The following is a 24,377-nucleotide window of genomic DNA, read 5'->3' as shown; positions in this document are numbered from 1 at the left end:
GGATACATACCATATGCATCGTGCATATAATTTTGCGAGATACGGGGGACTCATGAGTTCAACGCGTGCCGCACAGTCCAGTGGGGCGATCATCAGCGTCCTGGCGGCGGCGGGCATCACGGTCTCGCTGATGCAGACCCTGATGGTGCCGCTGATCGCGACCCTGCCGGTTCTTCTGCACACCACGGCCGCCAACGCGTTCTGGGCCATCACCGCGACCCTCCTGGCCGGCGCGGTCGCCATGCCAGTCTCGGGGCGGCTCGGCGACCTGTACGGCAAGCGCCGCGTCATGATCGTCAGCGCGGTCCTGCTGGCCCTCGGCTCCCTGGTGTGCGCCCCCGCCAACTCGCTGACCCCCATGGTGATCGGCCGCGCGCTGCAGGGGCTCGGGATGGGCGTGATCCCGCTGGGCATCGCCATCATGCGGGACGTGCTGCCGCCGCAACGGCTCGGCTCGGCCATCGGACTCATGAGCTCCTCGCTCGGCGTGGGCGGAGCGCTCGGCCTGCCCGCCGCCGCGCTCGTCGCCCAGTACGTGAGCTGGCACGCGCTGTTCTGGGGGGCCGCCGCGCTCGGCCTCGTGATGTGCGTGCTCATCTTCATCGTCGTACCGGAGTCGCCGGTCAAGTCGCCGGGACGGTTCGACTTCGTGGGGGCGGTGGGACTGGCGGCCGGACTGGCCCTGTTCCTGCTGCCGGTCTCCAAGGGCAGCGACTGGGGCTGGACGAGCGGCATCACGCTCGGCATGTTCGCGGCCTCGGCGGTGATCCTGCTGCTGTGGGGATGGTGGGAGATGCGCGTGTCCGCCCCCCTGATCGACCTGCGCACCAGCGCGCGCCGCCAGGTGCTGCTGACCAACCTGGCCTCCATCGTCATCGGCTTCGCCATGTACGCGATGTCGCTGATCACGCCGCAACTGCTGCAACTGCCCGAGGCCACCGGGTACGGCCTGGGCCGGTCGATGGTCGAGGCCGGACTGTGGATGGCCCCGGCCGGGCTGGTCATGATGGCGATCTCGCCGGTGGCCGCTCGCCTGTCAGGAGCTCGCGGGCCCAAGACGTCCCTGCTGCTCGGGACGCTCATCATCGCCTCCGGCTACCTCCTGGCCCTCGCGCTGATGGGCCACGCGTGGGGCGTTCTCATCTTCTCGGCCGTGGTCAGCGCCGGGATCGGCTTCGCGTACGCGGCCATGCCGTCCATCATCATGAGCGCCGTGCCGCGCACCGAGACGGCCGCCGCCAACGGGCTCAACAGCCTGATGCGCTCGATCGGCACGTCCTGTGCCAGTGCCGTGCTCGGGGCGGTGCTGGCCAACCTGACGGTCAACTTCGGATCGGTGGCGGTGCCGTCGGAGGCGGGGTTCCGGGCCGGTTTCATCATCGGCGGCGGGGTCGCCCTGGTGGCGGCGCTCATCGTCCTGACCATCCCCGGCCGTCGCGCCGCCGCTCCCCAGCCCGCCGGCCTGCCCACCGACACCGACACCGACCAGGAGGTCCGCGCCCGCTGACCCCGGCACTTGGGACGCCCCACCCGGCGAGCCTCACGAAAGGCCCGCCGAGCGAGGCGCCCGCCGGACAGGTGACCCGCCAGGCAGGGCGCTCGCCAAGCAAAGCGCCCACCAGGCATGGGCCGCGCCAAGCAAAGCGCCCGTCAGGCAGGGGGCGTGCCGGGCAGGTGCGTCAGCGGCAGATGTACTATGCCGTGCCCAGTTGGCCGCGGCGGAGGCGGGCGGCCTTGGCCATGTTCCAGCCGAGCACCGCCGTCACCACCCCGTCCTGCCGGTAGAGGGCGACGAAGCGGTTCTGCTCCGGGTCGCCCTCGACCACGCTCACCTCCGCCTCGGGCGACGGCAGCCCGTGAACCTGGATCTTGACGTCGTACTGGTCGGTCCAGAAGTACGGGACGGGCGCGTAGGACACCTCCTCGCCGAGGATGTTGGCGGCCACGACCTGGGCCTGTTCGACGGCGTTGGTCCGGTTCTCCAGCCGCAGCCGCCGGCCGAGCCCCTCGTGCTGCCAGGAGGCCACGTCGCCCACCGCGTAGACGCCGTCGGCGGCGCGGCAGCGGGAGTCGCACTCCACGCCGTCCCCCAGAGCCAGCCCGCTGTCGCCGAGCCACCCGGTCGCGGGGCGGGAGCCGATCGCCACCACCACCGCGTCTGCGGGCAGCAGCTCGCCGGATGCCAGGCGTACCCCTGTGACCCGGCCGCCCTCGGCGGCCAGGCCGTCGACCGCGACGCCGAGCCGCAGCCGGACGCCGTGCTCGGCGTGCCGCCTGGTGAGCAGCGCGGCGGCGGGGTCGCCGAGCTGGTCGGCCAGGACGGCGGGGCCGAGGCCGACGAGCGTGACGTCCAGGCCGAGGCCGCGCGCGGTGGCGGCGACCTCCGCGCCCAGCACGCCCTCGCCCACGACGACGAGGCGCGGCCCTTCGAGCAGGTGGGCGCGGAGCGCGAGCGCGTCGTCCAGGGTGCGCAGCACGTGTACGCCCGCCAGCGCGTCCTGGCCGGGCAGCCGGGACGGGGTCAGCCCGGTGGCCAGCACCACGGCCTGCGCGCGCAGGGTCCGCCCGGACGCGGCGGACACCTCCCGCGCCGCCGGGTCCAGCCGCACGGCCGGGTCGCCGAGGATGAACCGCGCGCCCAGCTTGTCCAGCTCGGTCTCGGCCCGCAGGTGTGCCCGCTCGCTCTCCCACGCGCCGGCCAGCACCTGCTTGGACAGCGGCGGACGGTCGTAGGGCGGGTGCGGCTCGGCGCCCAGGACGGTCAGGCCACCCTGATGGCCCTTGCGGCGCAGCGCCTCCGCGACGGCCAGGCCGCCGGCGGACGCGCCCACGATCAGGACGTCCGTCAAGACTGCCCGTCCAGGGTGATCGCGGCGGCCGGGCAGACGTCGGCGGCCTCGCGTACGGCGGCGTGCAGGGGCTCGGCCGGCGACGGGTCCAGCAGGACCACGATCCCGTCGTCCTCGCCCTGGTCGAACACCTCGGGCGCGAGCAGCACGCACTGGCCTGCCCCGCAACATTTGTCCGTGTCGACGGTGACGTTCATGAGAAGGTTCCTTTCGGTTCTACCAGCGCACCGGGACCTGCCGCGGGCCGCCGCCGACGAGCCCCTGGCGGCGCTTCGGCGGGCACGGCCGGCTCCGGCGTGGGCAGGCGGTTGAGCAGCAGCGCTCCGGCCCCGGGCACGGCTGGATCGAGGGCGTGCTGAGCCGCCGCCCGGCGGGCACCTCCAGGGGGCGGGTAGCGCGGGGCGTCGCTCAAATCTCCTCCTGGAAGCCGGCTGCGGTCAGGCCGCCGACCAGCCGCCGTCGACCGGGACGATCGCCCCGTTGACGAACGAGGCGGCGTCCGAGGCGAGGAAGAGCGCGGCGTCGGCCATCTGCTCCGGCTGGGCCAGCCGCTCTCCGAGGGCGAGCACGGGGCCGAGCCGGGCGGCGCCGGTGGGGTCGAAGGAGGCGTTCGTGGCGATGTTGGTCATGGTGGGTCCGGGCAGGATGGCGTTGCAGCGGATGCCGTCCTTGGCGTGCGCCCAGGCCACGCTGCGGGTCAGGCCGACCACGCCGTGCTTGGACGCGGTGTAGGCGGCGCCGGCCGCCCCGCCGCGGATCCCGGCCTCCGAGGCGGTGTTGACGATCGCGCCGCCGCCCTGGCGCAGCATGTGCGGCAGCACCGCGTGGGTGACCAGGAACGTGCCGGTCAGGTTCACCCGCAGGACCCGCTCCCACAGCTCGACCGAGATGTCGGCGGGCAGCGCCATCGTGTCCATGATCCCGGCGTTGTTGCACAGCACGTCGACGCGGCCGTACGCGCCGATCGCCGCCTCGGTCAGCGCGGCCACCGACGCCTCGTCGGAGATGTCGGCCGAGACCGCCACGGCCGCCTCGCCGATCTCCTCGGCGGTGCGCTCCGCCGCCTCCTTGTCGATGTCGCAGACCACGACCCGGGCGCCCGCCTTGGCGAACCCCACCGCCATCGCCCGGCCGATCCCGGACCCCGCACCTGTGATCAGGGCGACGCGATCGTCGAATGTGCTCAAGAGCCCGTCCTTTCCTCAGCCGCCGCTCGGCCGGCAGCAACCGGACAATTGTGTCCGGTTGCTACGATACCCGCTGTGCCCGAGTCACGTCGACCGAACAGAGGTCCGAGCGCCGCCGCGGAAAACCGGGCGGCGCTGGTCGCGGCCGCCCGGGAGGTGTTCGCCAGTGCCGGGTACAACGCGCCGCTGAGCACGGTCGCCCGCGTCGCCGGGGTCGGGCAGGGCAGCCTCTACCGGCACTTCCCCGACCGGATCAGCCTGGCGATGGCCGTGTTCGAGGACGGCGTCACAGAGCTGGAGGCGCTGGCGGCCCGGCCCGGCACCACGCTCGACGACCTGCTGACGCTGCTGACCGAGCAGACCATCGCCTCGACCGCGTTCATCGACCTGGTCACCGCCACGCCGCCGGCCGAGCCGGACCCCCGCATCCTCGACCTGCGCGATCGCGTGTCGAGGGTGCTGGCGGGCGTGCTCGGCGACGCCCGGCGCGCGGGGTCCGTCCGCGGGGACGTCACGGCCGACGACCTGGTGCTGGTCGTCGGCATGCTCGCCGGGGTCCTGGCCAAGACCCCGGCGCCCGCCCGGCGCGACACCGCCGCACGCGTGTGGGCGCTGCTGCGCCAGGGCATCGCGCCCTGAGCGACCCGCGGGCGCTCAGGCGCGGGGCCGGGCCCCGCGCCGCGTCACTGGCTGACCGCCCTCTTGTACAGGCGCGTGGCGAGCGGCGCGAACACCACCAGGATCAGCACCGCCCAGAGCAGCGACACCGTCACCGCGTGCTGGAGCGGCCACGCCTGGGGGCGCGTCGCGGCGGCGTTGCCGAACAGCTCGCGAGCGGCCTGTACGACGGTGGAGACGGGGTTCCACTCGGCGATGGGCCGCAGCGGCCCCGGCAGGCGGCTGCTGTCGACGAAGGCGTTGGACAGGAAGACCAGCGGCATCGACACGATGGTGGCGATGTTGTTGAACACCTCGGGCGTGCGCAGGGCCAGCGCCACCGTCGCCGTCACCCAGGAGAAGGCGTAGGCGAAGAACAGCAGCAGCAGGAAGCCCAGCACGGCCTCCATCGGCGAGGTGTGGATGCGCCAGCCGACGGCCAGCCCCACGAGCGCCATCACGACGATGGTGGTCACGTTCATGAGCGCGTCGCAGATGGTCTGGCCGACCAGCACCGCCGAGGGCGCCATCGGCAGCGTGCGGAACCGGTCGAAGATGCCCTTCTGCAGGTCCTGGGTGAGGGTGTAGCCGGTGATCTGCGCGCTGGTGACGATGGTCTGGACGAAGATGCCCGGGATCAGGTACTCCCGGTACGACATGCCCGGCAGCTCGATCATGCTCCCGAAGACGTACGCGAACAGCAGCACGAACACGATCGGCAGGATGATCACACCGCCGAACAGGTCCGGGGCGCGTCTGATCTTGAGCGCGTTGCGCTTGGTGATCGTCACGCCGTCGGCGAGCGCGATCTGGAGGGCGTTCATCGGGCGGGCTCCTTCTCGGCGGCGGCCTCGTGGCCGGTGAGGGTGAGGAAGACGTCGTCCAGGGTCGGGCGGCGCAGCCCGGCGTCGCGGACGGTGACGCGTTCGGCGGCCAGCAGGCCGAGCGCGGTGGTGAGCGCGGCGGTGCCGCCGGTGATCGGGACCGTCACGTGGAGCGCGGCGGGGTCGATCCGTACCTCGCCGAAGGGCGCCAGGGCGCGCCGCGCGGCGGCCAGGTCGCCGGCGCCGGCCACAGTCAGCTCGATCCGGTCGCCGCCGACCTGGTCCTTCAGCTCGTCGGCGGTGCCGAGCGCGATCACGTGGCCGTGGTCGACCACCGCGATCCGGTCGGCGAGGCGGTCGGCCTCCTCCAGGTACTGGGTGGTCAGCAGCACGGTGGTGCCGCCCGCGACGAGCTCGGAGATGATGTCCCACAGGCTGACGCGGGCCCGGGGGTCCAGGCCGGTGGTGGGCTCGTCGAGGAAGAGCACGGGCGGGTCGGCCACCAGCGCGCCGGCCAGGTCGAGCCGGCGCCGCATGCCGCCGGAGTAGCCCCGCACCGGGCGGTCGGCCGCACCGGTCAGGTCGAAGCGCTCCAGCAGCTCCCGGGCGCGCTGCCTGCTGCGCCTGGCGCCCAGGTGGTAGAGGCGGCCGACCATCTCCAGGTTCTCGGCGCCGGTCATGTGGTCGTCGACCGCCGCGTACTGGCCGGACGCGCCGATGCGCGAGCGCAGCCGGTCGGCCTGCGCGACGACGTCCAGGCCGGCGACGGTGGCGCGGCCCGCGTCCGGTCTCACCAGGGTGGTCAGGATCCGCACCGTCGTGGTCTTGCCCGCGCCGTTGGGGCCGAGCAGGCCGAACACCGTGCCCTCGGGGACGGACAGGTCCATCCCGTCGAGGGCGACGACGTCGCCGTACTTCTTGACCAGGCCCTCGGCATGGATGGCGGGAGGCATCGGCTTTCTCCTCTTTACTGGGGGATTAACCATGATTTATGGGCATGACGGGATGGCGGACGGTCGCCCGCCCGCTTTGATCGGCGGGTTCTAGATGTCGAGGTCCTCGACGGCGGGCCGCTCGGCCACGTCGGCGATCAGGTCGTAGAACTCGTCGGGGATCCTGCCGCGCAGCTCCTCGACCGTGTCGACGACCTCCAGCGTGGCCGCGCCCTGCACGAAGCCCCACCGTGTCTCGCCGAGGCCGAGATAGCCGCGCCAGGTGGTCACCCAGTCGTCGGACTCCGAGCCGCTCACCCAGTCGGGCGAGCGGTCGACGTGCAGGACGAACCTGCCCTTGCGCGACCGGTAGACCCGGAACATCTCCACCTGCCCGCTGCGGCTGGTGCGGCCCCACTCGCCGAGCAGCACGCCGGAGAAGCGCTGCTTGCGCCCGGCGCCCTGGCCGACCTGCACGATGATCTCTTCGTAGCCCTCCTGGCGGCCCTCCTCCATCTCGACGTAGCGCCGCAGCGCCGCGCTGATGGCGGCCGACAGCTTGCCGCCGGCGAGCTCCTGCGCCCGCTGGAAGATCGGCAGATCCTCGTCCGACACGTAGATCGTTTTGTTCGGCATCGTCTCACCCTCATCCCATATACGTATGAGTCTACGTATACGGGAGCGGGATGGCAACGGAAAGGTCAGTCCCGGTCGTCGAAGACCCCGTAAGAGGTGGCCCTGAAGAGGAACGAGGCCCAGGACCGGTAGGGCCGCCAGGCCTCGGCCAGCTTCCGGTACGCGCTCGGCGTCACGTCCTCCGGCAGCCCGTACGCCTCGCGCAGGATCGCGAACAGGCGCGGCTCGTCACCGGGGAACGCGTCCGGCGCGCCCGCTCCGCGGATCAGGATCAGGCCCGCGGAGAACGGCCCCACGCCGGGCAGCGCGCGCAGCTCGGCCAGGGCTTCCCGCGGGTCGAGCGCGCGCAGGTGCTCGCTGGTGAGCACGCCGTCGAGCGCCGCCCGCGCCAGGCCGCGCAGCCACTCCTCCTTCTGCGCCGGCAGCCCGAGGCCCCCGGCCTCCAGCAGCGACACCGGCGGGGGGAAGGCCGGGTGCGCCTGCTCGTCGACGATGACCTTCGCGCCGTACCGGTCCGCGATGCGCTGCTTGATCCGCGCGGCGATGAGCATCGACGAACGCTGCACGATCACCGCCCAGCACGCGGCCTCCCAGGGGCTCCAGAAGCACACCGGACGCAGGCCGGGGCTGCGGCGCTGCAGCTCGCCGAGCACCGGGTCGGCCTCGCCGAGCTTGGCGAAGCCGGCGCCGTCGACGTCGAGCGACAGGATCCGCGCCACCTCGCCCCGGATCCCCGGCCCGGCGGGCCGCGTCGTGGCCACGGCGACCCCGCCCGGCGCGCCCGTCACCGTGACGCCGATCGGCAGCCAGTCGGATTCGGCGCAGTAGGCGAAGCGCATCGCCCGCCCGTCGGAGGGCAGCGCGCTGGTGGCCGGCCAGTCCTCGAGGAAGCGCAGCGACGCGTCGAAGTCGAACGGGCCCTCGGCGGTGAGCGTGAATCCGTGCGTGGTCATGCGCGTATGTTGACTTGTTCCCCGGCCTGAAGTGAAGTCCGGGGATCCCGTGCCGCTCACGCGGCAGTTCGCGGCGCGGGTGTCGCGCCACGAACTGTGGTACGAGGTGCTTGACGCTTCACCGACCCCGTGGGGTCTCCACGCCCTGACACGACCAGCCCGGCCGCCTGTCCTCTGGCTTTGATGTTCTTGGCAGCGTTCACGTCGGCGTGCTCGACATGCCCACAGGAAGTGCATCGAAAGACCGCTTGGCTCTCGCGGCTCTTCGCGTCCACCTTCCCGCAGTCCGGGTTCGAGCAGGTCATTGACGTGTACGCGGCATCAACGACTCGGATGTCGGTTCCGGTGTAGCGGGCCTTGGACCGCAACGCGGTCTCCAGCCCGTACCAGCCCTTGTCCAAAATCGACCTGTTCAGCCCGGCCTTCGCCGCACGTCCGTTCGGCAGATACGCGCCCGGCACGCCGGGATCGGGTTTCGGCGCGACCGACGCGGTCATCGCCTTGACGTTCAACTTCTCCAGCGTGACGATCGCGTAGTCGCGGGTGAGCCGGTGCGCAATCTGGGCATTGAAGTCCGCACGCCGCCACCGCGCCCGCCGCATCAGATCACCTATCGCCCGGACCACCTGCTTACGCCGGTTCGACCCCTTCATCGAGCGGGCGAGCCGCCGTTGCAGCCGCACATACCGCCTGGCCTCACCCGCCGTGAGGAACCCCGTATCGCCGGGATCGTCGCCGGTCGCATCCGGCGGCGGCACCATCGATGACACACCGTTCTCATCGGCGTGACGGCGATCGAAGAACTCTCCGTCACTGGTGACCGCGGCGGTGACCACCCCCCGGTCCACCCCGGCATGCAGGCCGGGACGAGTGCGTTGGCTCACCTCGGCAAGCCCGTCGTCCACCAGGAAGCTGACGAACCAGTGCCTGCCGTCGCGGGTCACGGTCGCGGGCTTCACCTTCCCGCCCCTGGACCTCGCGTGCCGCAGGCACGGCACCTGGAAGGTGCACTGGAAGAGCAAGGTGAGGTGGCGGCCGTCATTTCGGTTCCCCACCGCCCAGCCCGTCGAGCGGGTCAACCGCAAATGGGGGCGGGTGCTCCTGCCGAAGTTCGGGTGGGTGAAGTTCCGTCTTTCCCGCCCCTTGGTCCTTGAGCGTCTGCTGGATGACCTGCGCGGGCGCCTCGGCCAGCCAGGCGCAGTCCGGGTCGGTCTTGGCCTCGGCGAGCTGGCGGCACTGCTCGGCGTAGCCGATGAACGCGCCTCGGCGCCGATAGGCGCGGCGCTGCTCCAATCCGGTGTTCCACACGCTGCGGCAGATCCCGCCCAGCCGCTCGGCGAACAGGCGCTGACCGAAGTCGAACTCCAACCTGTACTTCCGGCCCGCCAGCACGCGCGAAACACCTCCCCTCAGGCCTCCGACACCACAGCAGTTCGAACATACTATCGCCTGGTCCATGGGCCGGGAAGCGGAATACCGGCACGGCAGGCACGTGCTCTCCGCGTTCGGCGCGGGCATGGGCCTGGCCGTCGCGCCGCTGGCCCAGCTGACCCTGGAGAACATCCCGGCCCGGCACGCCGGGTCGGGCTCCGGCCTGGTCAACACCGTCGCCCAGGTGGCCGCCTCGACCGGCGTCGCCGTCATCGGCACGATCTTCTTCCCGCTGCTGGCCACGCACGCCGGCGAGCCGGCCCACGGCTACGGCACGGCCTTTGGCGTCACCATGTGGGTCAGCATCGCCCTGCTGGCGCTGACCGTCGCGGCCGGCTTCCTGCTGCCCCGCAAGCCCGCGCCCGGGAGTGGCGTTCAACACCCGGCGGGCCCGTAATTCGCTGATTTCGCGCCTGGTGGTTCCGGACGTCGCCCGCCCGCGGGGCCCTGCCTGCCGCGGGCGGGCGTCGATCGGGCCGGGCGGCGGTTGTCGTGGCAGCTCAGGAGGGTGCGCGCGCCGCTCGCCGGTACGGAGCCCCGCCGGGCGGGCCGGGGTTATGTCCGGCGATTAATGGACATTCTGACTTGACGTGTCTAGACTTGGTCAGGCACGTATTTCCCGATGCTTGCGCACGGGGGGACTTGTTGAGTTTCACGCGACTCAGAGACAACTTCGAGCTGGTCGCCAAATATGGGGACAGCGTGCCCCTCTATTTATTCTCGGATCTGTTCCTGCGTGTCCCGGGATACCGGGAAATGTTTCCGGTCAGCATGCGAAACCAGCGCGATCGGCTCATGCGGGCACTGGCGTTCGCGGTGGAGCACGCGGGCGGCCTGCAGGAGATCACGCCTTATCTGCACCAGCTCGCGCGCAGCCACCGCAAGCTGGGCGTGGCGAACGAACATTACGTGCAGTGGAGCGCCAGCGTGGTCAGCACCATGCAGCGCTTTTCCGGCAACACCTGGGACGACGGGCTCGACCGGGAATGGCGGGAATTCCTTGGCGCGCTTTCCCGGGTGCTGGTCGACGGGGCCAAGCAGGACGCCACCAAACGGCCCGCACGCTGGTCCGCCGAGGTGATCAGCCATGAACGCAGGGCCGTCGACACGGCGGTGCTGCGATTGCTGGTCGACACGCCGTTCGCGTACGTTCCCGGGCAGTCGGCGCCGGTCGAGGTGCCGCAATGGCCCAATCTTTGGCGCTATTACTCGATGGCCAACGTGCCCCGGCAGGACAACACCATCGAATTCCATGTGAAAGCCGACGGGGCCGTGAGCAGATCCCTGGTCTGCGACATTCAGGAAGGCGACACCGTAAGGCTTGGCGCGCCGGTCGGCACGCTCACGCTCAATCCCGACACCGGACGGAACATTCTGCTGGTCGCCGGCGGCACGGGGTTCGCGCCCATCAAGGCGATTCTCGAGCACGTGACCCGATTGCCGGTGCCGCCGTGGGTCTCGGTGTTCGTCGGCGCCCGCGAACCCGACGGGCTCTACGATTTCGAAACCCTGCGCACCTGGGCCGCGAAATATTCCTGGCTCAGCGTCAGGGCCGCTCTGTCCGAAACACACGACCAGGATCTCGCCGCCTCCGGGACGGTCAGCGAGGTGATCGCCGGATACGGCCGGTGGGACGCGTACGACGCCTATGTCTGCGGACCGCCCGCCATGGTCGACGGCACGGTCGAGGTCCTGCGCGGAAATGGGTTCAGCGACAACCGCATTCGCCTGGAGAGGTTCGCGAGTGAGGCCGTTCCGTCACAGAGGTTCGCCGTATGAATGACCCGGTTGAGCAGTTCCACGCCGCGTACTCCAGCGGGCCGGACGACGACGGTGACGAGGGCGGCGCGGTGGCCCGCTGGTCCGAGCCCGGCGGCGAGAGCGACGCCTCCTGGGAGGAGCCGCAGTGGGACGAGCCGCAGGCGGCGGCCTCGTCGAGCGGCCGCTCGCCCGAGCGGCTCACGCCCCCGCAACTGCGTGCCGTCGTCTTCCGCCGCGCCCCGCTGGGCCGCCGCGGGCTCGACGAACACCAGGTCAACAACCTCCTCGATCGGGTCGAGGAGGAGTTGACCCTGCTCACGCAGGAGAAGAAGGCGCTCCTGGCCGAGGTCGCCCTGCTGCGCGAGTACGTCTCCGACTCCTCCGCCATCGCCGTACCCGCCCAGCAGCAACAACCGGCGCCCGCGCCGCGTGCCGAGGCCGACACCACGACGCCCGCGCGGCGGGAGACCGGGTTGTCGCGGGTGGAGCAGGCTGGGCACGTGGAGTCGCAGTCGGTGGCCAGCCGTATGCAGGAGGCGCACGTCTACGCGGCGAGCCTGCTGTCACAGGCCCAGCAGACCGCTGACCAGTACATCCAGGACGCCCAGCGGTACGCCAGGGAGCTCATCGAGGACGCCCGCTATCGCAGGGGCGAGATCCTGAGCAAGGCCGGGTCGGAGCAGGCGACTCCGGAGGAGGAGAACTGGGAGCGGGAGGCCGCCCGGCTGCGGGCCGCCAGCCAGCAGTATCGCGGCAAGCTGCGCGACTACTTCGAGCTGCTGCTGATGAATCTGGACGAGTGGGAGACGGCCGAGGAGATCGGCGGTCCGCCGGACACCGGGCGGTCGCCTGATTGAGCCCACTCGGGTCAGGCGCTCAGGGCCACCGTCGGGGGCACGCGGGCCGCGCGCAGCGCGGGGTAGATGCCGGCCAGGGCGCCGATCAGCACCGTGACGGCCAGGCCGCCGCTCAGCGCCCACATCGGGACGACCGTCGGCAGGCCGTTGAGCTGGGCGTAGACGAACGTGGCCAGCGCGCCGAGCAGCACCCCCGCGCCCCCGCCGAAGGCCGACAGCAGCAGCGCCTCCACCAGGAACTGGTTGCGCACCTGCCCCCTCGTGGCGCCGAACGACCTGCGCAGGCCGATCTCCTTACGCCGCTCCAGCACGGCGACCACCATCGTGTTGGCCACCCCCACCCCGCCGACGAACAGGGCGACCGCCCCCAGCCCGAGCATGAGCCCGGTGAACGCGCCCGCCGCGGCGGCCTTGGCCTTCAACGCGTCCGACGGCCGGCTCACCTTGGCCTCGTTCGGGCTCTCCGGGCTGACCGTGCGGGCCAGCATCGCCCGTACGCCCTCCACCGCCTCGTCGGCCGAACGCTCGTAGACGGTGGTGGGGTGGCCGTCGTGGTCGAGGTACTCCTTGGCCGCGGGGAAGCCGACGAGCGCGGACCGCTCGACCTCCTCGGCCAGCGGCATCCGGTCCAGCACGCCGATGACGGTGAACCACCTGTCGCCGATCCAGACCTGGGCGTTCGGGGTGAGCAGGCCGAGACGTTCGGCGGCCACCGCGCCCAGGACCACCACCGGCTGGCGTTCGGTGGCGGCGTTGAGCCAGGTGCCCTGGCGGACCCGGCCGTCCAGGGTGGTGAGCAGGTCGAGGCTGGTGGCCTGGACGGTGATGCCCAGGGAGATGCCGCTGGGGATGAGGTCGTTGCGGCGCACGGTGGTGCCGGTCTCGGCGGTCTGGGCGGCGCCGGTGACGCCGTCGATGCGCTTGACCATGTCGGCCGCGTTCTTGGGGAGCTTGACCTTGTCGCCGAAGAGGCTGTCGCCGGGGGAGACCCTGAGCAGGTTGGTGCCGAGCTCGTCGAGCTGGCGCAGGAGCTTCGCCTGGCTGGAGGCGGAGATGCCGACGACCGTGACCATGGTGGCGATGCCGATCGCGATGCCGAGCGCGGCCAGGACGGCCCGGGCCGGTCTCGACCGCAGGCCCGAGGTGCCGAGCCTGGCCAGGTCCGTCGGCCGCAGCCGCGCCGGGCGCAACGCCGTGCTCACAGAGCCCCCAAACCCGTGCTCACGAGATCTCGGATCTGACCAGGCCGTCGCGGACGCGGATGCGGCGCGGGCAGGCCATGGCCACCTCGGGGTCGTGCGTGATGATCGCGATGGTGATGCCCCGCGCGTTCAGCGTCCGGAACAGCGACAGCACCTCCGCGCCCGCCTCGGAGTCCAGGTTCCCGGTCGGCTCGTCGGCGAGCAGCAGCGGCGGCCGCCCGGCCACCGCGCGGGCGACCGCCACCCGCTGCATCTGGCCGCCGGACAGCTGGTTCGGCCGGTGCCCCAGGCGGTGGCTCAGCCCGACCAGGTCGAGCGCCGCCTCGGCGCGCTCGCGCCGCTGCCGCCGGGCCAGGCCGGTGTAGAGCAGGCCGTCGGCCACGTTGTCCAGCGCGGACAGGCCGGGGGAGAGATGGAACTGCTGGAAGACGAAGCCGATGTAGCGGGCGCGCAGCGCCGAGAGCTGGCTGTCGGACAGCGTGCTCACGTCGTAGCCGGCCACCCGTACGGTGCCCGAGGTCGGCCGGTCGAGGGTGCCCGCGATCTGCAGCAACGTGGACTTGCCCGAGCCGGACGGGCCGACGATGGAGACCATCTCGCCCTTGCGGACGGTCAGGTCCACGTTGCGCAGGGCGTGCACCCGGCCGTAGCTCTTGCTGACCCCGCGGATCTCCAGGACGTTCATCGGCCCGACACCGTGACCTTCATGCCCTCGGCCAGCCCCGGGCCGCTCACCTCGACCCTGCCGTTGCCGAACGCCCCCGTCCGCACCGGCACCCGCCGCGCCTGCCCCTGATCCACGATCTCGATGCCGTAGCCGCCCTCGGGCAGCGCCAGCAGGGCCTCCACGGGCACGGTGAGCACGTTCTCGGCCCGCTGCCTGGCCAGCTCGACGGTCACCGGCGCCTCGTCCAGCGACCCGAGCGCCTTGGCGGCGACCTTGATCTCCACCTCGACGGTGGCGCCGCTCTCCTGGTTGCCGGAGCGCTTGGCCGCCTTGGCCACCTTCGCCACCCGGGTGATCCGGCCGGTGACGCTCTTGCCGTCGGCGAGTTTGACGGTGACCTTCTTGCCCTTCTTGGCGATGTCCTGCTTGTCGGCGTCCAGGTCGATGCGGACCAGCCGGTCGGTGTCGGTGATGTCCAGGACCGGCCGCAGGGACCCGATCTGGTCGCCCACCTCCACGTCGATCTTGCTGACCCGGACCGGATCGGGCAGGAAGAGGACGTCCGCCGGGGTCACCTTCCCGGTCCGCTCCATGCCGTTCTTCTTCTGCCAGCGCCGCACGGCGCGGGCCGTCGCGTCGGTGAAGCGGTTGTCGACCGTCACGCCGCGGCCGAACCCGAGGTCGCGCAGGTTGCGTTCGAGCTGCTTGACGTCCGGGCCCTTCTTGACGCCGTCCTTCAGGGTCCGGTACGCGGGGAGCTCGCCGTACATGAGGACGCGGGGGCGGCGGTCCACGCCGTAGAGGCTCTTGCCGCGCCGGATGACCTGGCCCTCGTCGGGCAGGCTGGTGATCGTCCCGGCCGAGGTGGCCTTGACGGTACGGCTGCCGGCGTACGTGAGCTTGCCGTCCACGCTCTCCTTGTCCACCAGGTCGCCGCGGGTGATCTCCTTGGTGGCGGCGGCCACCGGGCGCGCGCTCGGCGTGGGGTCGGGCCTGGCCTGCGGGCCCGCGTCGAAGAGCGCCGCCGAGGCGAACACGCCGCCCGCGGTGACCGCGCTGCCCACGGCCGCCGTGCCCAGGGCCGCGACGACCCCCTTGAGCCGGCCGTTCATCAGGCTCCCCCCTGTCCGGGCAGCAGCTTGGCGCAGGACTCCGCCGCCTTCTGCAGCTTCGGGTCGTTGGGGTCGAGCTTGGGGTTGACCTGCGGCGGGTCGGGCATGTCGATGCCCTGCTCCCGCATGCACCGGGCGTACTGGATGATCTGGTCGCGGGCCTTCGGGTCGTTGAAGGGGTTGGGGATCTGCGAGGTGTACTTCTCGCACGCCTTCAGCGCCTTCTGCAGCGTCGCCTGGTCCCCGGTGTACTTCCACGTCTTGTCCTCGGGGGAGCCGGGGTCGGGCACGTCGATGCCGTTCTGGCGCAGGCACTGGGCGACCTTGAGCAGCACGTCGTCGGGGTCGACGCTCGACGTAGGCGCCGCCTTGGGCGCCACCTGCCGGGCCCCGGCGGCCGGCGGGGTGCCGGCGATGGCGATCGCGATGGGGTTCTGCTCGTCCCGCTGGGCGCACCCGGCGGCCAGTAGCGCGAACGCGGCCAGCGCCGTCAGGGCCGCCCTCATGACACGCCCTCCCAGTCGAAGACGCGCCTGGTCACGACGTTCACGACGACGGCGGTCACGAGCAGCCCGGCCACGGCCGGCCAGGTGTCCGACAGCCGCCCCAGGTACGCGTCGAAGACGAAGTCGTTGAGCTGGGCCAGCGGGTTGACCGTGGTGACCTGGTAGAACCACGGCGCGACACCCTCCCAGCCCTCGCGCGGCACGCCCAGCCCGCTGCCGAGGAACAGCAGCGCGAAGCAGAGCGGCGCGGCGATCCTGGCGCCGGCGGGCGGCATGCGCAGGCCCCCGAGCAGCAGCCCGGCGCTGACCGAGCAGTAGGTCACGGCCAGCAGCGCCGCCGCCAGGTTGAGCGGGTGCCCGGAGCGGGGCGGGCCGTAGACGACGAACGTGACGGCCATGAACAGCACGGTGGACGCCGCCACCAGCGCGCCGGCCACGATCGCCTGGGCCGCGAGGTACGACCCGTCCCGCATGGGGCTGCGCCGCAGCCGCCTGAGCAGCCCCGTGGCCCGCACCTCCGACAGGTGCAGGGTGAGCACCAGGATCCCGGCCGCGGCGGCGACGGTCCCCGCCATCTCGGGCAGCAGCCGGTCGATGACCCGGACCCCCGGCATGGCGCCGAACTCGATCGTCGGGAAGGAGAAGCCGATGACCAGCATCAGCGCGAGCAGCACCGCGAACGGCAGGGCCAGCACGCCCAGCAGCACCACCGGCGTCCGGAGCAGCAGCGCCACCTGGGCGCGTACCAGGGTCCACACGGTAGCGGCCATCCTCACGCCTCCAAAGCGGCCGGCTCGGGGACGGCCGACAACGTGAGGTAGGCGTCCCGGAGCGTGGGCGGGCGGATCGACCACACCCGGTCGCCGCTCATCGGCGACAGCTCCTGGATCGCCGCTTCCAGCGCGGGCCGCGAGCCGTACAGGTAGGTGGCTGCGGCGCAGGGCAGCACGCGCACGTCGCGGAGCCCGTCCACGCGCAGGTGCGGGGGCACGCCCATGACGAACGTCGAGCCGAGCAGCTGGACCAGCCTGGCCGGCGTGCCCTCGGCCAGCACTCGGCCCGCGCGCAGCAGGACCACCCGGTCGGCCAGCCGCTCGGCCTGGGCCAGGTCGTCGAGCACGACGCAGACCCCGCCGTACCCGGCGCGCAACTCGTCGACGGCCCGCTCGACGCGGTGCCCGCTGCCCTCCCTGAGCCCGGCGGTCGGCGCGTCGAGCAGGACCAGCTCGGGGTTGCCCACCAGGGCCAGGCCGATCATGGCGCGCCGGCGCTGGCCGTCGGTGAGGCGACCGAAGCGCATGGGCAGCAGCGGCTCCAGGTCGAGCAGGTCCACGAGGCGTCCCGGCAGGCCGCGCGTGCCGTGCAGGCGCGAGAGCAGCCGTACGGCCTCGGCGACCTTCATCCGGGCCGGGAGGCTCTCGCCGCGCAGCGCGGCGGCCATCCCGGGAGGTCTGCGGTCGCCGTGGCCGACCGTCACGCCGAGCATCTCGATGTGGCCCGCGTCCGGCTCCTCCGCGCCGACCAGGCAGTCGAGCAGCGTGCCTGCGCCGCTGTCCGGCGGGCCGACGACGCAGACGACCTCGCCGCGCTCGACGGTGAACGACACCTCCTCCAGGGCGGGCGACCTCGACAGTTCGGTGACGCTGAGCAGGGGTGTCATAGCGGCGCTCCGAGGCCGAAGCGATCGGCGATCGAGGCGCCCACCTCCAGGTAGGTGTCGCGGGTGGCGGTGCGCAGCAGGTCGAGGTCGACCTCGGAGCCCTGCTCCAGGTGCGGGTCGAACGGCACGCCGATCACCGCCCGGCAGCGCTTGGTGAAGTGCTCCTGCAGCTCGGCCACGTTGACGGCGTTCCTGCGCGGGTTCTTCACCGCCGACAGCACCACCACGGCGCTGCCCGCCAGGTCCTGGTGACCGTGGGCCTGCAGCCAGTCGAGGGTGGCCGAGGCCGACCTGGCGCCGTCCACGGTGACGGGGCTGACCAGGACGATCTGGTCGGACATGTCCAGGATCGCGCTCATCGCCGAGTGGAGCATGCCGGTGCCGCAGTCGGTGATGGCGATCGAGTAGAACTGCTCCAGGATCTGCGCGACCGCGCGGTAGTCGTCGGCGTTGAACGCCTCGGAGATGGCCGGGTCCCGGTCGGAGGCCAGCACCTCCAGCCGCGAGGGCGCCTGCGAGGTGTAGGAACGCACGTCCGCGTAGCGCCAGATGCCGGCGCGGTCGTTGAGCAGGTCCCGTACGGTGGCCGGCGACTCCATCCGCAGCTTCTCCGACAGCGTGCCCCGGTCGGGGTTGGCGTCGACCGCGATGACCCGGTCCCCCCGGTGGTGGGCCAGCGTGGAGCCCAGGCCGATGGTCGTGGTGGTCTTGCCCACGCCGCCCTTGAGGCTCATCACCGCGACCCTGAAGTGGCCGGAGGAGACCGGCTGCCTGATGCGCTCGATCAGCTCCTGGCGGTGGCGTTCCGCCTTGGAGTCCTTGGGGCGGATCAGGCCGCCGCTGAGCGTGAAGACGGCCTTGCGCCAGCCGCCGGCGGGCGGGCGGCGGCGGGTGCGCAGCAGCCGGTCCGGGCGCAGGCTCTCCGAGGACGTGCCGGCCGCCGAGGGCTCGGTGGGGGAGAAGCCGGCGGGGTCCGCCTCCTCGGCCACGGCGAAGCCATGGGGATCGGCCTGCCCGGGTGTGGCGAGGGCGGAGGGGCCGGTCGCTTGGGGAGGGGGGAAGGCCGCGGGGCCGGGCTGCGGGAAGACCGGCACGTCGGGGGTGCCCGCCGCGGGCGGGTCCCAGGCCGGCGGGTTCGGCGGCTGGAACGCGTTCAGGGCGCCGAGCTCGATGGGGCCGGGCGGCGGTCCGACCGCCGGAGGGCCTTTCCTGGGCTCCCCCGGAGGGGCGGTCGTGCCGAAATGGCCGAGCCGTGGCGCGGGATCGTCCTTCGAGTCGGCCTGCCACCACAGGGGCGGCTCCGGCGCGGGGGGAGGCGGCTGGTCCACGTCTTTGCGGAGCTTCGGCGGCGGGAAGCGCATCGTACGCGTGCGGTCCGGATCTTCCCCGTTCACTTCCATCGTGACCTCGTCGTCGGTGTTGAGCAGAGGCCGTTCATCGCGCTCGCCGTGCATGATCCACCCGTTCGCGTATCTGCGTGTGGTCGTCGGATTGCGTCACAGCCAGCCCTGCCGCCGCGCGGTGTGGACGGCTTCGTGATGGCCCTCCGCGTTGAGTTTGGCCGTCGCGCTGGAGATGAGCCCGTGTGCGGTCGCCTCGGACACATGGAGCTCGACGGCGATTCTGGTGATCGTGGCCCCGCCGCCGGCCAGGCGCAGGGCGTCGCGTTCGTGGTCGGTGAGCGGGCTGTCCCCGGTCGTCATCGAGGCGACGGCGAGCTCGGTGTCGAGGTAGCGGCCGCCGGCGGCGACCTTGCGGATGGCCGCGGTCAGCTCGTCGGCCGAGGCGTCCCTGCCGAGGAAGCCGGCGACGCCGGAGGCCAGCGCCCGGCGCAGGTATCCCGGCCGGCCGAAGCTGGTCAGGGCGACGATCGCGCACCGGCCGCCGATCCGCGCGGCGGTGGTCAGCCCGTCGCGGCCGGGCGGCTCGGCGTCGAGTACGGCCACGTCGGGGCGGTGCCGCCGGACCGCTTCCACGATCCGGTCTCCAAGCCCGGTCTCGGCGACGACATCGATGCCCTCCTCCAGATTGAGCAGGGCGGCCAGCACCGCCCGGGTCTGCGGTTCGTCGGCGGCGAGTAAGACTCGGATCGGCGACGCTGTGGACATACCAGGAGTCTGACTCCGGGATGTTTTCCCCGGTAGGCGCCTATGTCATCGGGCCCGTGTGACATCTATCATGCAAATAAAGCGACAAAAGTGGATTTTTCGCTCATTAGGCAATAAATCGCCTTAAGTGCTTGCCAAGATCCCTAACGTTATGGCATTCCGAAAGTCGGCTGCAAGTCGGGCCCGCCACACTGTTACGGCCAACGTGAGTATGCCCACGAGCGATGACAGAGCTGTCCGCGTAAGAGATGATCGAGATGCGACAGAGGGGGCATGTGCTGGTGATGCACTTTGGAATTCTGGGGCAACCGGCAATATGGCAACAAGGAAACGAGATCAGGCTGGCCACCCGCAGATCGCGTGCGGTGCTGGCGCATCTGTTACTGAGCCCGACCCGCTCGGCCTCGGTCGACAGCCTCATTGACGCGATCTACGGGGACACCCCCACCAAGAGCGCCAGGAACCAGGTGCACCGAGGGGTCGGCGAGCTCAGGCGCAGCGGCGTCACGATCGACGTGCACGACAACGTCTACCGCCTCGAAGCCACCGAAGACAGCATCGACGCCTTCGTCTTCATGCGCCTGTACGACCAGGCCTGCCTGCTGGCCGGCGACCGCGACCACGCTCAGGCGGCCAAGACCCTCGACGCCGCGCTCAAACTGTGGCGGGGCTCGGCCCTGTCCGGTCTGGACAGCGAGTCCTTCGTCGCCGAGGCCGCCGTCTGGAACGAACGGCGGCTGGCCGCCGTCGAGGCCCGGGTCGACGCCGACCTGGCGCTCGGACGGCACCGCGAGGTGATCGCCGAGCTGCAGCAGCTGGCCGACCAGCACCCGCTGAAGGAACGCTTCTGCGCCCAGCTCATGATCGCCCTCTACCGTTCCCAGCGGGGCAGCGAGGCCCTGCGGGCCTTCACCGACCTGGAGGAGCGGCTGCGGGAGGAGCTCGGCACCGATCCCAGCCCCGCGCTGCGCGACCTGCGGCTGCGGATCCTCCGCCAGGACTTCGCGCTGGAGCAGACACACCTGGCCGCGGACGTGCCGCGGCAGTTGCCCGCCCGTCCCGGCATGCTCGCCGGACGGGACGGCGAGCTGCGCGAGATCGTCGCGGAGCTGGCCGAGCGGGCGACGTCCCCGCTGGTGGTGGTCACCGGCTCGGGCGGCGCCGGCAAGACCGCCGTGAGTCTGGAGGCGGCGCACCGCGTGGCGGGGCACTTCCCCGACGGGCAGCTGTTCGCCGACGACCTCGACGACCCCGGCGAGGTGCTGGCGGGCTTCCTCGGCGCGCTCGGGGTGGCGGCCGAGGAGATCCCCGAGGGCGCGGGGGCACGCGCCGCGCTGCTGCGCAGCGTGCTGGCCGTGCGGCGGGTGCTGATCGTGCTGGACGGCGTGACCGGCCCGGGGCAGGTGCTGCCGTTCCTGCCCGGGCACGCCGGCTGCGCCGTGCTCGTGACCAGCGTCTCCCCGCTGGCCCTGCCGCGCGACGCCGCCACGGTGACCGTCCCGGCGCTTGACGGCCCCGCCGCCAGGACCCTGCTGGCCACCGGGGCGGGACGGCGGCGGATGCAGGCCGAGCCCGCGGCGGCCAACCGGATCGTCGAGCTGTGCGCCGGGCTGCCGGTGGCCCTGGAGATCGTGGCCGCCAAGCTGGCCGCCAGGCCGCACCTGAGCTTGGAACGCCTGGCCGAGCGCCTGTCCGACCCGGCGCGGATCCTCGGCGAGCTCCGGCACGGGGGCAGGAGCATCGCCCCGGCGCTGCTGAACGCGTACCAGACGCTGCCCGCCGGGCCGCGCTCGCTCATCCGCAGGATCGGGTTCCACGGCGTCTCCGGGGTCAGCGCCGAGACCGCCGCCGCCCTCGCCGACGTCCCGGTGGACACGGCGGAGGAGCTGCTGGAGGAGCTGGCCGAAACCCATTTCGTCACCCCCTTATCCGACGGCCGCCGCTACCACTGCCACGAGCTGCTGCTCGGCTTCGGCGCCGCCCGCGCCCGCCTGGAGGACGGCGAGCAGGACCTGGCCGCGGCCGTGGAACGTGCCCTCGGCGGCTGGCTGACCCTGACGGACGCCGCCCACGCCTCGATGCGCGGCAAGGACAACTCCATCCCGCGCGGCACCGCGCCCCGATACCGGCCCGCCGGGGCCCGGGACTGGACGGGCCCGGGCTCGGCCTGGTTCGAGGAGCACCTGCGCACCCACCTCGCCCTGGTACGCCGGGCCGCCGCGGCATCCGAGACCTGCTGGGAGCTGGCCATCGCGCCACTCGCGCTCTTCGAGGCCGGCGCCCACTTCGACGTCTGGCTGGAGTCCCATCAGATCGCCCTGGCCAGCGTCAGGAACGCGGGCAACCTGCGCGGCCAGGCCGTTCTGATGTACTCCCTGGGCTACCGCTCGCTGCTGGTGGGCGACTACATCGGCGCGGCGTACCACCTGGAGGAGGCGCTGGCGATCTTCCAGCGCCTGGGCGACGAGTACGGGCGCGGGCTGACCCTGCGCCTGGTCGGCGACCTCGACCGGATCAACCAGGCCCCGACCACGGCGCGGAAGGTCTACGTGGAGGCCGCCGCGGCGCTGAACCGCAGCGGGGACGCGATCGCCGAGGCCGACGCCCTGGTCGGGCTGGCCATGGTGCTGCACAGCACCGGCGAGGGGGCCGCCTCCCAGGACTGCCTGGACCGGGCGCTCGGCCTGTGCCGTGAGGCGGGCAGCCTGCGCAGCGAGGCCCGCATCCGGCGCGCGGTGGCCATGCACGCGGCCCGGGCGGGCACCCCGGAGAAGGCCTGCCCCGAGCTGATGGAGGCACTGGAGATCGCCATCCACATCGGCGACCGGGTGGTGCAGTCGGACATCCTGCTCGACCTCGGGACCACGCGGATCCTGCTGGGCGACCCGAAGGCCGCCTACGACGACCTGGCGACGGCCGAGGAGATCGCCCGGGTGTCGGGGATGGCGCGGACGGCGTCGCGGGCGAAGCTGGCTCGCGCGTTCATCAGCGTCAACGGCCTGGCCACCCAGAAGAGCATCGCCGCCGGGAGTGCCTGACCCGGGACACCCCACCCGGAGACCGGCGGCGAGTCCTGCGCGCGGTGGTGGGATGTGCGTGAGGGGGCGAGTCGTGCGCGATGTGACGGGAGCCGGGCGAGGGGAGGGGGCTAGCAGGCCTCGCCGGTGAGGCCGTCGGCGATGGCGGGGGTGAAGGGGGCGCGGAGGGCGCGTTCCTCGGTGACGCCGAACAGCGCGATGCCCGCCGCCCGCGCGATCTCGCCCAGGCGCGTGGAGGTCAGCCCGCTGATCAGGACCCGCTGCCCGTTGGTGTCGAGGACCTGGCCGCCCGCCCGGGTGACCGCCGCGCCGAGCGCCTGCGGCTGGTCGGACAGGACGCTCACGGTCTGCGGCTGGAAGCGGTCGACGAAGGCCGCGGCCGAGCCGCTGCCCACGACCCTGCTCTGCGCGATCACCACCAGGTCGTCGACCAGGTCTTCCAGCTCGGCCAGCAGGTGGCTGGCGATGAACACGGTGCGCCCCTGGTCGCGGAAGCGGCGCAGGACGTTCTTGATCCAGGCGATGCCCTCGGGGTCGAGGCCGTTCATGGGCTCGTCCAGGATCACGATCTCCGGATCGCCGGCCAGCGCGATGGCCAGCGCCAGGCGTTGCAGCATGCCGAGGGAGAAGGAGCCGGTCCGTCGACCGGCCACATCGGCGAGGCCGACGCGGTCGAGGAGCTCCTCGGGGTCGGCCCCGGCGCCGGCCAGCCGGGCGGCCCAGCGGACGCTGTCGACGGCGCGGCGGGAGGGGTGCGCGCAGTGGGCGTCCAGCACCGCGCCGACCTTGCGGGCGGGGACCGGCCACTGACCGAGGGGCCTGCCGTCGATGAGAGCGGAGCCCGAGGTGGGATGAACGAGTCCGAGGAAAAGGCGGAGTGTCGTGGTTTTTCCGGCGCCATTGGGCCCGAGGAATCCGGTGATGGCCCCGGCCCTGACGGAGAAGCTCACATTGCTCACGGCGGCGATTGCGCCGAATCGTTTGGTGAGGCTCTCCGCCCGCAGCATCGCCCCCATACTCAGCCAGCCCCCAGTTCCGCTGCCAGCTGAGGTTTCGGGGCGCGCTATACCGATGTGAATTGCCCGCAATTCCCCGGGGTGGCGCAATTGCGTAGATCAGCCTGGGGCACATGTAAACACCGGCTCAACAAGGTGTCAATACGGGGACCACTGAGGAAAGGGCATTGTCGCTGTTCAGACCGGGCACAGCAAGCTGGTCACCAGCCTCGGGGCCGCGAGCTCCGGTGCCGCGGCCCCGCTACGGCTAGCCCAGATCACGACGCTGGTGAACGTACACCGCCAGACCCACGGCGATCGCCACGTACAGCGTGAACATCCCCAGGCCGGGCACCGCGCCCAGGGTGAGGTTGGCGGCCGCCGCGCCGATCGTCTTGAACGGCAGGAACGCCACGACCTCCGCCGGGATCGTGTAGACCAGCACCGCCTCCACGGCCAGCGCCCAGATCAGCAGCGCGGAGATGGCCCCCGCCGTGTTCCTGAGCAGCATGCCGACCGCCGCGCCGAGCACGGTCGCCAGCGGCACCGCCACCAGGTGCGTCAGGATGAGCATCGTGCCGTCACCGGCCATGGGGGAGAAGTTGCCGCCCCCGGTGATCAGGCCGCCCACCCAGGCGGCGGCCAGCGCGAGGATCGTGACGGCCAGCGCGACCGCGGCCACCGCCGAGAACTTGGCCGCCAGCACCTGGTTGCGCCACGGCGCCATGATCGAGGTGATGCGGAAGGTGCCGCTGCGCAGGTCGCCGGTCGCCACCAGCACGCCCAGCACCACCATGGCGTAGATCACGACCTCCATGGGCAGCGTGATGACCTGGACGGACGTGCCCAGACCCGGCACGTTGCCCTGGGCGTCGAGCGCGCCGCCCATGATCGCGCCGCCGATCCCGGCCACCACGATGGCCGCGACGGCGGTGATCAGATAGCTGCGCAGGGTGCGGAACTTGATGATCTCAGCGGACCACAGACTGGCGAAACCCATGG

At 72.0% G+C, this 24,377-nt stretch carries 24 protein-coding genes and 2 pseudogenes; 7 read left to right on the top strand and 19 right to left on the bottom strand.

Annotated elements, in window-relative coordinates:
- Positions 1–52 precede the first annotated feature (52 nt).
- On the top strand, positions 53–1,507 hold the full coding sequence (locus ABZS69_RS55720; protein ID WP_355389557.1) for an MFS transporter: 1,455 nt from the start codon (positions 53–55) through the stop codon (positions 1,505–1,507).
- A 187-nt stretch (positions 1,508–1,694) separates the two neighbouring features.
- On the opposite strand, the gene ABZS69_RS55715 is transcribed toward ABZS69_RS55720, so the two are convergent.
- The 3 genes from ABZS69_RS55715 to ABZS69_RS55705 form a co-directional block, all read right to left on the bottom strand.
- Complete coding sequence (locus tag ABZS69_RS55715) at positions 1,695–2,849, bottom strand: FAD-dependent oxidoreductase (protein ID WP_355389555.1); 1,155 nt, start codon at positions 2,847–2,849, stop codon at positions 1,695–1,697.
- Positions 2,846–3,046: a ferredoxin gene (locus tag ABZS69_RS55710; RefSeq protein ID WP_355389553.1), complete on the bottom strand. Its 201-nt coding sequence runs from the start codon at positions 3,044–3,046 to the stop codon at positions 2,846–2,848. The genes ABZS69_RS55715 and ABZS69_RS55710 overlap by 4 nt, the downstream gene beginning before the upstream one ends.
- A 240-nt stretch (positions 3,047–3,286) precedes the next feature.
- Positions 3,287–4,036, bottom strand: coding sequence for a glucose 1-dehydrogenase (locus tag ABZS69_RS55705; protein ID WP_355389551.1), 750 nt, complete (start codon positions 4,034–4,036; stop codon positions 3,287–3,289).
- Positions 4,037–4,111: 75 nt separating this feature from the next.
- Between ABZS69_RS55705 and ABZS69_RS55700 the strand changes: the two genes are divergently transcribed.
- On the top strand, positions 4,112–4,675 hold the full coding sequence (locus tag ABZS69_RS55700; RefSeq protein WP_355389549.1) for a helix-turn-helix domain-containing protein: 564 nt from the start codon (positions 4,112–4,114) through the stop codon (positions 4,673–4,675).
- Positions 4,676–4,719: 44 nt separating this feature from the next.
- Here ABZS69_RS55700 and ABZS69_RS55695 read toward each other — a convergent pair whose 3' ends face one another.
- The 5 genes from ABZS69_RS55695 to ABZS69_RS55675 all read right to left on the bottom strand — a co-directional run bounded on the left by ABZS69_RS55695 (position 4,720) and on the right by ABZS69_RS55675 (position 8,997).
- Complete coding sequence (locus ABZS69_RS55695) at positions 4,720–5,517, bottom strand: ABC transporter permease (RefSeq protein WP_355389547.1); 798 nt, start codon at positions 5,515–5,517, stop codon at positions 4,720–4,722.
- The gene (locus tag ABZS69_RS55690) at positions 5,514–6,470 is read right to left on the bottom strand and encodes an ATP-binding cassette domain-containing protein (protein WP_355389545.1); all 957 of its coding nucleotides are present in this window, start codon (positions 6,468–6,470) and stop codon (positions 5,514–5,516) included. Before ABZS69_RS55690 ends, ABZS69_RS55695 begins: the two co-directional genes overlap by 4 nt.
- 90 nt (positions 6,471–6,560) lie before the next feature.
- Positions 6,561–7,085, bottom strand: coding sequence for an EXLDI protein (locus ABZS69_RS55685; RefSeq protein WP_355389543.1), 525 nt, complete (start codon positions 7,083–7,085; stop codon positions 6,561–6,563).
- Positions 7,086–7,150: 65 nt separating this feature from the next.
- On the bottom strand, positions 7,151–8,038 hold the full coding sequence (locus tag ABZS69_RS55680; RefSeq protein ID WP_355389541.1) for a hypothetical protein: 888 nt from the start codon (positions 8,036–8,038) through the stop codon (positions 7,151–7,153).
- 56 nt (positions 8,039–8,094) lie between these two features.
- Entirely contained in the window at positions 8,095–8,997 is a 903-nt protein-coding gene (locus tag ABZS69_RS55675) for a transposase (RefSeq protein ID WP_355389539.1), read from the bottom strand.
- Between the two features lie 10 nt (positions 8,998–9,007).
- Here ABZS69_RS55675 and ABZS69_RS55670 point away from each other — a divergent pair.
- Positions 9,008–9,178, top strand: a pseudogene (locus tag ABZS69_RS55670) (RNA-guided endonuclease TnpB family protein); the annotation flags it as partial.
- 180 nt (positions 9,179–9,358) lie between these two features.
- Here ABZS69_RS55670 and ABZS69_RS55665 read toward each other — a convergent pair.
- Positions 9,359–9,496 (bottom strand): annotated as a pseudogene (locus ABZS69_RS55665) (hypothetical protein); the annotation flags it as partial.
- Between ABZS69_RS55665 and ABZS69_RS55660 the strand changes: the two are divergent.
- From ABZS69_RS55660 to ABZS69_RS55650, 3 genes are all read left to right on the top strand, one after another.
- Positions 9,495–9,866: a hypothetical protein gene (locus ABZS69_RS55660; RefSeq protein WP_355389537.1), complete on the top strand. Its 372-nt coding sequence runs from the start codon at positions 9,495–9,497 to the stop codon at positions 9,864–9,866. The pseudogene ABZS69_RS55665 and the gene ABZS69_RS55660 sit on opposite strands and share 2 nt — an antisense overlap.
- A 248-nt stretch (positions 9,867–10,114) precedes the next feature.
- Positions 10,115–11,248, top strand: coding sequence for a globin domain-containing protein (locus tag ABZS69_RS55655; protein WP_355389535.1), 1,134 nt, complete (start codon positions 10,115–10,117; stop codon positions 11,246–11,248).
- Complete coding sequence (locus ABZS69_RS55650; protein WP_355389533.1) at positions 11,245–12,087, top strand: DivIVA domain-containing protein; 843 nt, start codon at positions 11,245–11,247, stop codon at positions 12,085–12,087. Before ABZS69_RS55655 ends, ABZS69_RS55650 begins: the two co-directional genes overlap by 4 nt.
- 11 nt (positions 12,088–12,098) lie before the next feature.
- Here the strand turns inward: ABZS69_RS55650 and ABZS69_RS55645 are convergent, their stop codons facing one another.
- The 8 genes from ABZS69_RS55645 to ABZS69_RS55610 are packed head-to-tail and all read right to left on the bottom strand — an operon-like array spanning position 12,099 to position 19,342.
- Positions 12,099–13,289 carry an ABC transporter permease gene (locus tag ABZS69_RS55645; protein ID WP_355389531.1) on the bottom strand — a complete coding sequence of 397 codons (1,191 nt, stop codon included), beginning with the start codon at positions 13,287–13,289 and terminating at the stop codon, positions 12,099–12,101.
- 19 nt (positions 13,290–13,308) lie between these two features.
- Positions 13,309–13,974 carry an ABC transporter ATP-binding protein gene (locus ABZS69_RS55640; RefSeq protein ID WP_355389529.1) on the bottom strand — a complete coding sequence of 222 codons (666 nt, stop codon included), beginning with the start codon at positions 13,972–13,974 and terminating at the stop codon, positions 13,309–13,311.
- Positions 13,971–15,068, bottom strand: a complete 1,098-nt coding sequence (locus ABZS69_RS55635) for a peptidoglycan-binding protein (protein ID WP_355389527.1) — start codon at positions 15,066–15,068, stop codon at positions 13,971–13,973. The genes ABZS69_RS55640 and ABZS69_RS55635 overlap by 4 nt, the downstream gene beginning before the upstream one ends.
- Entirely contained in the window at positions 15,068–15,574 is a 507-nt protein-coding gene (locus ABZS69_RS55630) for a hypothetical protein (RefSeq protein ID WP_355389525.1), read from the bottom strand. Before ABZS69_RS55630 ends, ABZS69_RS55635 begins: the two co-directional genes overlap by 1 nt.
- Complete coding sequence (locus tag ABZS69_RS55625) at positions 15,571–16,344, bottom strand: ABC transporter permease (protein WP_355389523.1); 774 nt, start codon at positions 16,342–16,344, stop codon at positions 15,571–15,573. Before ABZS69_RS55625 ends, ABZS69_RS55630 begins: the two co-directional genes overlap by 4 nt.
- A 2-nt stretch (positions 16,345–16,346) precedes the next feature.
- The gene (locus ABZS69_RS55620; protein WP_355389521.1) at positions 16,347–17,234 is read right to left on the bottom strand and encodes an ATP-binding cassette domain-containing protein; all 888 of its coding nucleotides are present in this window, start codon (positions 17,232–17,234) and stop codon (positions 16,347–16,349) included.
- Positions 17,231–18,688, bottom strand: a complete 1,458-nt coding sequence (locus ABZS69_RS55615) for a MinD/ParA family protein (RefSeq protein WP_355389519.1) — start codon at positions 18,686–18,688, stop codon at positions 17,231–17,233. The genes ABZS69_RS55620 and ABZS69_RS55615 overlap by 4 nt, the downstream gene beginning before the upstream one ends.
- 42 nt (positions 18,689–18,730) lie before the next feature.
- A complete protein-coding gene (locus tag ABZS69_RS55610) occupies positions 18,731–19,342 on the bottom strand; it encodes a response regulator transcription factor (protein WP_355389517.1) in 612 nt (203 codons plus the stop codon).
- 365 nt (positions 19,343–19,707) lie between these two features.
- Here ABZS69_RS55610 and ABZS69_RS55605 point away from each other — a divergent pair, with 365 nt between their 5' ends.
- Positions 19,708–22,380 carry a BTAD domain-containing putative transcriptional regulator gene (locus ABZS69_RS55605; protein ID WP_355389515.1) on the top strand — a complete coding sequence of 891 codons (2,673 nt, stop codon included), beginning with the start codon at positions 19,708–19,710 and terminating at the stop codon, positions 22,378–22,380.
- Positions 22,381–22,490: 110 nt separating this feature from the next.
- Here the strand turns inward: ABZS69_RS55605 and ABZS69_RS55600 are convergent, their stop codons facing one another.
- The gene (locus ABZS69_RS55600; RefSeq protein ID WP_355389513.1) at positions 22,491–23,339 is read right to left on the bottom strand and encodes an ATP-binding cassette domain-containing protein; all 849 of its coding nucleotides are present in this window, start codon (positions 23,337–23,339) and stop codon (positions 22,491–22,493) included.
- Positions 23,340–23,643: 304 nt separating this feature from the next.
- Positions 23,644–24,375 (bottom strand): hypothetical protein, encoded by a 732-nt coding sequence (locus ABZS69_RS55595; RefSeq protein WP_355389511.1) that lies wholly within the window; start codon positions 24,373–24,375, stop codon positions 23,644–23,646.
- Between the last annotated feature and the right edge of the window lie 2 nt (positions 24,376–24,377).

Source organism: Nonomuraea sp. NPDC005650 (assembly GCF_040605375.1).
In the GTDB taxonomy this organism is placed as follows: Bacteria; Actinomycetota; Actinomycetes; order Streptosporangiales; family Streptosporangiaceae; genus Nonomuraea.
Note: the sequence above shows the minus strand (reverse complement) of the source record. Positions and strands in the feature narration are given on the sequence as shown.

Excerpts from the sequence above, each read along its gene's own strand:
- ABZS69_RS55720 (WP_355389557.1), top strand. The coding sequence starts at position 53 with ATGAGTTCAACGCGTGCCGCACAGTCCAGTGGGGCGATCATCAGCGTC.
- ABZS69_RS55710 (WP_355389553.1), bottom strand. The coding sequence starts at position 3,046 with ATGAACGTCACCGTCGACACGGACAAATGTTGCGGGGCAGGCCAGTGC.
- ABZS69_RS55695 (WP_355389547.1), bottom strand. The coding sequence starts at position 5,517 with ATGAACGCCCTCCAGATCGCGCTCGCCGACGGCGTGACGATCACCAAG.
- ABZS69_RS55690 (WP_355389545.1), bottom strand. The coding sequence starts at position 6,470 with ATGCCTCCCGCCATCCATGCCGAGGGCCTGGTCAAGAAGTACGGCGAC.
- ABZS69_RS55685 (WP_355389543.1), bottom strand. The coding sequence starts at position 7,085 with ATGCCGAACAAAACGATCTACGTGTCGGACGAGGATCTGCCGATCTTC.
- ABZS69_RS55680 (WP_355389541.1), bottom strand. The coding sequence starts at position 8,038 with ATGACCACGCACGGATTCACGCTCACCGCCGAGGGCCCGTTCGACTTC.
- ABZS69_RS55660 (WP_355389537.1), top strand. The coding sequence starts at position 9,495 with ATGGGCCGGGAAGCGGAATACCGGCACGGCAGGCACGTGCTCTCCGCG.
- ABZS69_RS55650 (WP_355389533.1), top strand. The coding sequence starts at position 11,245 with ATGAATGACCCGGTTGAGCAGTTCCACGCCGCGTACTCCAGCGGGCCG.
- ABZS69_RS55640 (WP_355389529.1), bottom strand. The coding sequence starts at position 13,974 with ATGAACGTCCTGGAGATCCGCGGGGTCAGCAAGAGCTACGGCCGGGTG.
- ABZS69_RS55635 (WP_355389527.1), bottom strand. The coding sequence starts at position 15,068 with ATGAACGGCCGGCTCAAGGGGGTCGTCGCGGCCCTGGGCACGGCGGCC.
- ABZS69_RS55630 (WP_355389525.1), bottom strand. The coding sequence starts at position 15,574 with ATGAGGGCGGCCCTGACGGCGCTGGCCGCGTTCGCGCTACTGGCCGCC.
- ABZS69_RS55625 (WP_355389523.1), bottom strand. The coding sequence starts at position 16,344 with ATGGCCGCTACCGTGTGGACCCTGGTACGCGCCCAGGTGGCGCTGCTG.
- ABZS69_RS55620 (WP_355389521.1), bottom strand. The coding sequence starts at position 17,234 with ATGACACCCCTGCTCAGCGTCACCGAACTGTCGAGGTCGCCCGCCCTG.
- ABZS69_RS55615 (WP_355389519.1), bottom strand. The coding sequence starts at position 18,688 with ATGCACGGCGAGCGCGATGAACGGCCTCTGCTCAACACCGACGACGAG.
- ABZS69_RS55610 (WP_355389517.1), bottom strand. The coding sequence starts at position 19,342 with ATGTCCACAGCGTCGCCGATCCGAGTCTTACTCGCCGCCGACGAACCG.
- ABZS69_RS55595 (WP_355389511.1), bottom strand. The coding sequence starts at position 24,375 with ATGGGTTTCGCCAGTCTGTGGTCCGCTGAGATCATCAAGTTCCGCACC.